Annotated in this window: 8 protein-coding genes and 1 pseudogene; 2 read left to right on the top strand and 7 right to left on the bottom strand. The window is 22.1% G+C overall.

Annotated elements, in window-relative coordinates; translation table 11 throughout:
* Positions 1-830 (bottom strand): annotated as a pseudogene (locus CP960_RS02860) (O-antigen ligase family protein); the annotation flags it as partial.
* Positions 821-1438, bottom strand: coding sequence for an HAD family hydrolase (locus CP960_RS02855; RefSeq protein ID WP_228151990.1), 618 nt, complete (start codon positions 1436-1438; stop codon positions 821-823). The gene CP960_RS02855 and the pseudogene CP960_RS02860, both read right to left, overlap by 10 nt.
* Positions 1439-1571: 133 nt before the next feature.
* On the opposite strand from CP960_RS02855, the gene CP960_RS02850 reads away from it, so the two are divergent.
* On the top strand, positions 1572-3071 hold the full coding sequence (locus CP960_RS02850; RefSeq protein ID WP_101183726.1) for a beta/alpha barrel domain-containing protein: 1500 nt from the start codon (positions 1572-1574) through the stop codon (positions 3069-3071).
* A gap of 10 nt (positions 3072-3081) precedes the next feature.
* Positions 3082-3780 (top strand): acylneuraminate cytidylyltransferase family protein, encoded by a 699-nt coding sequence (locus tag CP960_RS02845; protein WP_101183725.1) that lies wholly within the window; start codon positions 3082-3084, stop codon positions 3778-3780.
* Here CP960_RS02845 and CP960_RS02840 read toward each other — a convergent pair.
* Genes CP960_RS02840 through CP960_RS02820 form a run of 5 tightly spaced genes read right to left on the bottom strand, consistent with a single transcriptional unit; the run spans position 3777 to position 9113 of the window.
* Entirely contained in the window at positions 3777-4799 is a 1023-nt protein-coding gene (locus CP960_RS02840; protein WP_099311276.1) for a polysialyltransferase family glycosyltransferase, read from the bottom strand. The two genes, CP960_RS02845 and CP960_RS02840, sit on opposite strands and share 4 nt — an antisense overlap.
* On the bottom strand, positions 4792-5970 hold the full coding sequence (locus tag CP960_RS02835) for a glycosyltransferase (protein WP_099311277.1): 1179 nt from the start codon (positions 5968-5970) through the stop codon (positions 4792-4794). The genes CP960_RS02840 and CP960_RS02835 overlap by 8 nt, the downstream gene beginning before the upstream one ends.
* The gene (locus CP960_RS02830; protein WP_101183724.1) at positions 5967-7976 is read right to left on the bottom strand and encodes an LTA synthase family protein; all 2010 of its coding nucleotides are present in this window, start codon (positions 7974-7976) and stop codon (positions 5967-5969) included. The genes CP960_RS02835 and CP960_RS02830 overlap by 4 nt, the downstream gene beginning before the upstream one ends.
* Positions 7973-8758 carry a BUD32 family EKC/KEOPS complex subunit gene (locus tag CP960_RS02825; protein ID WP_101183723.1) on the bottom strand — a complete coding sequence of 262 codons (786 nt, stop codon included), beginning with the start codon at positions 8756-8758 and terminating at the stop codon, positions 7973-7975. The genes CP960_RS02830 and CP960_RS02825 overlap by 4 nt, the downstream gene beginning before the upstream one ends.
* A complete protein-coding gene (locus CP960_RS02820) occupies positions 8751-9113 on the bottom strand; it encodes a diacylglycerol kinase (RefSeq protein ID WP_101183722.1) in 363 nt (120 codons plus the stop codon). The genes CP960_RS02825 and CP960_RS02820 overlap by 8 nt, the downstream gene beginning before the upstream one ends.
* Position 9114: the final 1 nt, after the last annotated feature.

Raw genomic sequence — 9114 nt, 5'->3', positions numbered from 1 at the left:
ACACTACCACTATAAGTATTATTTTCTAATACTTTTTTTGTTTCATTATAAGCAATAACAAATCTATCAAATTTATCATTTTTATATAAAAAATAGATACTTGAAAAAGATATTATAAGAAATAAAACAATTGCTTTAAAGTTAAAAATATATTTTCTTAAAATTAAAACTGTTAATATTAAAAGAATGATAAAAAAAGCAAGTTGAGATGTTCTACTATTGTTTATAAAAAGTGCAAAAAAAGATAATATTGCAATTATTAAAAATAGTATCTTTTCTTTTTTAATATGTGAAAAATAAACAAAAAAGCTTCCTAAGAAAAAAGCTATCAACATATATTGAGTTGCAATAAGATATCTTAAATGACCAGTAGGATTTTCAGGTTGAAATCCATATTCGCTACTATTAAAAAAACCTAGATAAATCAAAATAGAATATAATGCATAACACCCAAAACTTAAAACTAAAACTTTTATACCTATTACTGATTCTTCTTTATTCATAGATATTAAAATAGCAGGAATTATAAGAAAATAGTATTTATAAAATGTATTTACATGCTCCAAACCTTGCGAAATTGGTTCACTCCATAAAGTACTTACATAAGAATAAACAATAAAAATCAATAAAAAAACCATAGGTAAAAAACTTCCTACTTTTTTCAATTTTTCTAAATAAATATCTTTATATTTTACAATAGACCAAATTAATAAAATTGTAGTTAAAACAGAAAGCTGAGACTTAGAAAAATGCCACGGTGTAACAAATAAATAAAAATATATATAAAGATTAAACCAATTTACATTTTTATTATATAACTTTAATGGCACAGTATTTTCTCCAATTGTTCAAAATTTTCTAAATATTTATCTTTAGATTTCAACTCTTCATTATTAAAACCAAAAAATCCAATTTTATTTACAGATGCAGCATTATAATCATTAATACTATCACCAATTAAAATAGCTTCATTTTTATCATAATTTTTAGTCAAAATTATATTCTTTACTAAATCATTCTTATGAGTAGGTGAACCTTCAATTGATTCAAAATATTTACTAATTCCTAATTGTTCGCACAAAAATCTCAACTCTTTTTGTTCTGAGCCAGAAACAATATGAAAAATTATTTTTTTATGGTATCTCTCTATAAAATCAACTGTTTGTGATATTAAATATTTTTTATTAATTAGTTCTTGCTTCATAATCTTTGAAAAAATAGAAGCATAAGCTTCTATTTTTTCATCACTTATTTCTTGCTTTAAACATTCATTATAAAAATATTTTATTTTATGAAATCTTGACAAACCACCATTTAAATGGTGATAAGATATTAACTCTTCTACTAAGTTAGTAGGATAGTTTTCAAATATTTTTCTAAAACCATAATCCCTTATTGGCATGGAATCTAAAATCACACCATCAAAATCAAAAAAAATAATCTTAATTTTCTTATTAATATCTTTTCCTTTATAATTTTTTTAAATTATATCTTTTCCTTCATTAACATACATTAAATTCAGTTTACATAAAAAAAAAGATATAATTTCTAATAAATAAAAAAGGATCTTGATGATAAAACTTGTTGACTGTACATTAAGAGATGGAGGATACTATACTAATTGGGATTTTGATAAAAATCTAATAAAAAAATATTTTAAATATATAAATCAATTACCAATAGATATTATAGAAATCGGTTATCGAAATAAAACTAAAGAGGGATATTTTGGGGAATTTTTTTATTTACCTCAAAATACAATAAAAAGATTAAATAAATCAACTGAAAAAAAACTTTCAATTATGCTAAATGCAAAAGATTGCAACTTAAAAGATTTAGATAACCTTTTAAAAGATTTGAATAAAGAAAAAACCATTATCAGAATTGCAACAGCAGTAGAAAAATTAGAAACAACTTTTTTACTAGCTAAAGAGATTAATAAAAAAGGGTTTCAAGTAGCAATAAATATAATGTATATTTCGAAAATTGTAAATAATAATCTTTTTTTTGAGAAACTAAAAAAATTAAAACTAGAGAATAATGTATTTTGTTTATATTTAGTTGATTCATATGGCTCAATTTTACCTATGGATTTAGAAAAATTAATAAATAAAATAAAAAAAGTTTCTAATATAGAATTAGGTTTTCATGGACATAATAATTTAGAAATGGCTTTAATAAATACTTTAACAGCTGTTAAAAATAAAGTAAAATATATAGACTCAACTATTTTAGGAATGGGTAGAGGTGCAGGAAATTTAAAAACAGAATTATTTTTAACATACTTAAAATCACAGAAAAAGAAAAATGTTAATTTAAAAACATTAGGTAAATTAACTGAACTTTTTGTTCCATTAAAAAAGCAATATGAATGGGGAACAAATTTAGCTTATATGGTATCAGGTTCATACACATTACCTCAAAAAGAAGTGATGGATGCATTAAAAGTAAATAGATATTCGTTAGCAGGGATAGTAGACTCATTACACAAAGAAGAAAATAAACAAAATATAAAAAAATTAACACAAGAAAATAGTGTTAATTCATGTATTATTATTGGAGGAGGAGAAAGTATAGATAATCATTTAAATTCAATAAAACAATTCCTTAGAAAAAATAAAAAAATAACAATAATTCACTCTACATCTAAATATATAAATAAATTTAAAAAATTAAGTAACAACCAACTATTTGCAGTAGCAGGTGATGAATTAACTAAACTAGATAAAATCTATACTCATATTTCTAAATATATATTAGAACCAAATTTTAAAAGAATAAAAGAAGAACTTTTTGATAAAAATATTTTTTATGAATTAGAAAATATTAACTTTATTAATAAATATAAAGATTCACCTCTTACAATTAGTTTACAAATAGCTTCAAACTTAAATTGTAAAGAGATTTTTTTAGTTGGCTTTGATGGTTATTCAGAACTAAAAAATAAAAAAGATTTTTATCTTATGGAGGAGAACCAAACAATTATAAATAGTTTTGATAAACCTCTTATAAGTTTAACAGAAACAAAATATAAAAATCTTTTGCAAAAATCAATTTATTCACAAATCTAAAAGGATATTTATGAAAAATAAAAAAGAAATAATTGCATTTCTTCCAATGAGAAAAGGCAGTCAACGAATAAAAAATAAAAATATTAAAAAATTTGCTAATATTAAAAAAGGTTTAACTTTTATAAAAATATCTCAACTCTTAAAAGTAAAAGAGATTGATAAAATTATTGTATCAACAGATGATAAAAAAGTAATTGATATTGCATTATCTTTTGATAGTAAAAAGATACATATTGATAAAAGGCCTAAAGAGTTAGCAACTTCATCTACATCAACAGACGAATTAATTAAATATGTTCCTAAAATCATAAAAAAAGATATTGTAATATGGACTCATGTAACATCTCCTTTTATTGATGAAAAAATTTACTCAAAGATGATTAAAACTTACTTAGATAATAAAAATAATGATTCACTTATGTCAGTAACAAAAATACAAAAATTTTTATGGGATAAAAAAAACCCTATAAATTATAATAGAAAAAAAGAGAAGTGGCCAAGAACACAAACACTTAATCCAGTCTACGAAGTAAATAGTGGTGCTTTTATTAATGAAATAAAAAATTATAAAAAATTCAATGACAGAATAGGAAAAAATCCCATATTATTTGAATTAGATACTATACAGTCTTTTGATATAGACTGGAAAGAAGATTTTGAAATTGCACAAGTATTATGGGAAAAATATTATAATTTTGAAGATAATTAAAAACTATCTTCAAAGTTAATTATTTCTACTTTATTCTTCTTTAAATTATCATATTCTAAAGTATATAATTCTTTATTTTTATTAAATGAATTTATATCAAATTTATATGATTTAACTGCAATATTAGGGAAAATATATTTTAAAGAAACCAATAAAGTAGATACTGTCCCAATGATATACTTGGGTCTATTTTTTAAAGATAGAAAAAATAATTCACCAGGAATTTCACTCTTTATTATATTCATTTTTTTATCAAAATCATATTTAATTAAAAAATCATCAGTTTCTGTTCTATGCATTAAATAATTAATCTTATAATCTTTGTAATATAAACATACCTTGTTTAAAAAATCAGAATAATTATCTGCACTTAAAATATTAGCATTTACAAACCTCTGTCCTATTATATAAATTTCTTTAGTTTCTACATTTGATGAATTATCTAAAAATTTATTCTTCATAAATTCATAATTATTTTTATATATTTTATGATTTGCAAGTTCTTTTAGATCAAACATTGTAAAAAAATCAATTTTCTTATCAATCTTTGTTTTTAAACCAAAAATTTTAAATCTCATTTTCTTTAACGCTGAAAAATTAATATTATTTTCTACAAATGCATTATATGTAGTCATTGTATTTGTTCCTGAGTCAAAAAAACAAGTATATTTTGAATTAATATTTGCAACTAAGACTTGCTGCATTTTATTAAAGCCACTTCCAATAAATAAAGAATCAATATTGATTTTATTAAGTTTTTTAATTAACTTAATATAATTTAAAAAGTTACTCTTATTTTCATCTCCAAATCTAATAACTTTTTCCCAAACATCATCATAAATTAAATTTGTTAATTGATGTTTATTATTTTCAGTTCCATTATCAATTATAATTAAAATTGCATTATTTTTTTTAAAAAAATATTTAGTTTCATATGCATTTATAAGTTGAAAAGGAGTTCTTACTATAAAAATATTATAAATTCTAGATTTATCCAAAGTATCTAAGTCTTTAAACATTATATTCCTTTTTAGTATATATATTAATCCAATCATCTACTACTTTTGAAGGTTCAAACAAAGATAATAACTTAATATAGTCATTAAAATAATATTCCTTATTTTTTATCAATATAGTATTAATTTTTAAAGCAATATCAGTTTTATCATTTTGTGCTATATTGTAGGCTAAATTACCTTTCATCATTTCAATCATACCACCAGGTGACTTTGTAATAAGTATTCTAGTTTTACAGCACATAGCTTCAATCAAAACATTTGATAAACCTTCCATTTTTGAAGTAAATACTATTATTTCTGAATTCTTTATCCATGGATAAGGGTTACTTTCATACCCAGTAAAAAGAACATCATTTTCCAATTTTAAATCTTTACATTTATTTTCTAGATAAGATTTATCATCTCCATCTCCAACAAGTATTAATTTATGTGAAATATTATACTTTTTTTTCAATTCAACATAACTATCTATTAATAATTCAAAATTTTTAGTTTTTACAAGTCTTCCTAAACCTAATATGTAAGGCTCTTTAGGTATATTTTTATTATCTTCATTTGATAAGTCAATTACTTTTTGTGTAAAAAAAGGGTTTTTAATAGAATCTAAAGATATTGGCTTTACATTTTCTCTTTTAAATTTTTCTATATAGAAATCTTTTGAGCCATCTGAGTTACAATTCACTCTTACATTATTATAATAACACTTACTCATTATTTTATCTATAAAAGTAGAATAATTTTTTTTTGAAACATTAACACAAATTCTTACACTTCTTTTATCTTTAAAACGCCAAATTTGCTCAAAAGTACCCTGTCCTCTTATCAAAATCAAGTCATATTTTTGTTCTTTTTCTATCTTATTAAATTCTTTTTCAAATATTTTACTTGTATAATAACCTTTTACAAGTGGATAAGTTTTTCTAAAAAAAGCATTTGATACTCGTGCTAATAAATCCCAAACTTTACCCTTAAAGCTCTTTTTTAATAAACTATTTAAATCCAAATGAATCAAACCTACACCCTTTTCTTTAGGTTGTAACTCTTTTGCTTTATTAGAAAAATATATTAAATCTGCCTTGTGACCAGCTAAATAAAAAGCATCTGCTTGATTACATGCAGCACGTTCCATACCTCCATATTTTAAACTTCTAACAATTATTGCAATTCTCATTTAGATTCCTTGTTTTTTTTATATTCTGTTTTTATTAAAAATTCTGAAATTGCTAAACAGGCCTTATAATACTCAAGCATAGGTTCATTTTTAATACTTAAACTCTTAAACTTTTTAGCTTCATCCTTTGAATTAACTACTAAAGCGCCATTAAATCCAAAATGCTCTTGGTTTAAGTCAAAAAGATTTTTTCCTATAGAAAGATATTCTTTATTCTTTAAAGTTAAATTATAAAGTGTAGGAAAAATATCTTTGTGTGAACCTGCAACTTTTGTATCAATATTTAATTTACTCTTTAAACTTTCAGGTAAATAAAAATACAATGGAATATTTCTAGAATTCAAAATCTCATTTTCATCATATTTCATAATTCCATCAATTGTGTTATTATCAGCTGTTACTACAACTATTGTATTATCTTTAAATTTAGACTTTTTAAACTTATCTAAAAATATTCCAACTTGATCTACAGCATACGCATATGAAGCAAACCTTTGTTTTGCTAACTCAAAATCACCAGTAATATGATTTTTTATTTCTTCATTGTAAGTTAAACTTTTAGACTTGTAGTCATTTGGTATATTATAAGGTGGATGATTATTTGTACTAAGTGCTACTATAAACTGTTTATTATTTGAATTCTCAAGCTTTTTTAATATATGTGAATATAAATATTCATCAAAAATCCCCCATGGATGAAAATATTCATCTTTATCTTTTGTAACATCTTCTAGGTGATTAAAGATATTAATTTTACCTTCAACATTATCATAGCCTTGATGCTTTATAAACTGCCCTAAACTTCTCCATGTTAAATCACCACCATAAATAAAACTTGTTTCATAACCAGAACCTTTATATAAAAATGCAGGACTATATGTAAAACTAGTTTGCTTATAAATAGATTGTGAAAATGCAAAAGAGCCAGGACGATGTGGTATATTTAAAAGCATTGCTTGTAAACTTGAAATTGTTCCATTTCCAGCTGATATAAAATTTGTAAATAAAGTATCTTTATCAAAATGCTTTTTTAATTCACCTAAGATATTAAATTCTTCACTTTGATATTTTAGTATTGGCATTCCAAAACTTTCTACCATAATTACAACTACATTATACTCTTTATCATCAATTTTTTTCGTTTTATATGTTATATTTTTTAGTAGTTCATTTTTATTTATATCACTAGTTCCTTTATAAATTTCAAATGCCTTTTCAATATTTCCTTTATAACCAGTTGCTTTTAATAAATCATATTTCTTTTTTAAATATTTTTCTCTTGCACTTAAAGCATTTGTAAAAGCTCTAAAACCATTATGTGATATTTTATTTATAAACTCATTTGTTGATACATTAGGAATCATTTTTCCTAAAGGATACATACCAAAAGTACCTCTTATTGCTAAAAAATTCAATATAAATAAAATAAGAAAAATAAGTGCTGAAATTTTAAGACCAAAAAAAGAGTTATAGTTTTTATTTTTAATATCAAAAATCTTTTTTATACAATAAAATAAAAAACTTAAGTAAATAAAGAAAATAGCTAAAATTAAAATAACATTATAATTTTGCCAAAAAGTAACCATTAAAGCTTTAGTATCATCATCTAAAAGACCAAAAAATAAAATATTAATATGCTCTTTAAAGTACGAGTAAAAACCAAAATCAGCACATAAAAAAAGGCTCACTACAAAATAACAAATAAAAAGATAATAAACTAAAAACTTTTCAAAATATAGTAATAAATTATCTTTTTTTACATAATATAATATTATAAGAATTATTGTTGGAATTGCTTGAATATAACCAATAACAGTTAAGTCAATTCTAAAACCAAGAAAAAAAGCATTAAATATATCAAAATAAAAACCTTCTAAACTATCAAGTGAAGAATAATAGTTAAAAAAAACAAGTCTAAAAATTGACATAAAAACTAAAAATAGTATATGAGCTAGTAAAAGCTTTTTAAAAACATTTAATACATTTGAGATAATTATTTTATTCATTTTCTATCCATTTTCAAATTATATAAACTATCAAATAGTTTAAAAAAGCTTTTTACATCTTGACCAAAAAGTTTATTTACAAAGTTTAATTTACTTATTTTAATTAATAAGGAAATTCTTCTAGCTAAACTTTTGAGTTTTTCTTTAAATTCATAATTTTGAGTTAAATTAATATAATTATTAATTATATCTTCATAGTCTATATTTACATTTGCTTTTATTTTTGTTAAAGATAATAAAAAAAGTAAAAAATCTCTATATTGCAAAGTCTTTAAATCAATATTTTTATCAAAACTATCTTCTAAATCAATCACATATACTTTATTATTTTTATATGTTAAGTTTCTTGATTGAGCTCCACCATGATACTCATTACAATTATGTATTTGTGCAATAGTTTCAATTGCTTTAGGAATAAAAAATAAAATATCCTCTTTTTTAGTATCTTTTTTTCTAATATGAGAATGTATAGTTCGTCCAGTATCTTCTAAAATAAAAAAGTCTTCATCTTTATAAACTATTTTAGGTACATTTATACCCAAAGCTTCAAATTTTTTTAATTTTGATGTTTCAAATTTTAGTGCTTCTTTTGCACTTTTATACTCAACTGGTGTAATTATCTCTAATTTAAATATTTTGTAATATATTTTATGACTTAAAGATGACATCGTAGGTCTTGCTTTTTTAACCCAATACTTTTTATCTTGAAAAACTAGTGAATAAATCTCTTTATCTTTATTTAAAAGATTTTGTTCTTTTACAAAACTGATTAAATCAAGCATATACATCCCATAAAATTAAAATCCAACATATTACATGCAGAAGTATTGTAAACATAACAGCTGTTGAGCCTATATCTTTTGCAGTTTTTGCTAAAGGTGCAAACTGTTTTGTCACTAAATCAACTACATTTTCAATAGCAGAGTTTACTAATTCAACTATTAAAACTAAAATTCCAGTAACTAAAAGTATTAATTTATAAGTTAAACTTGCATCAATAACTAAAATTCCAAAGATAATAAAAATTGCAAAAAAAAGTTCTAATCTAAAAGAGTTTTCTGTTTTTAAAACATGCTTTAATCCACTTAAGGCATATTTCGTATTTTTAAAAAGATGATATTTTGGTTTATTATTCATA

It is taken from the genome of Malaciobacter halophilus (assembly GCF_002837275.1).
Lineage (GTDB): Bacteria > Campylobacterota > Campylobacteria > Campylobacterales > Arcobacteraceae > Malaciobacter > Malaciobacter halophilus.
Note: the sequence above shows the minus strand (reverse complement) of the source record. Positions and strands in the feature narration are given on the sequence as shown.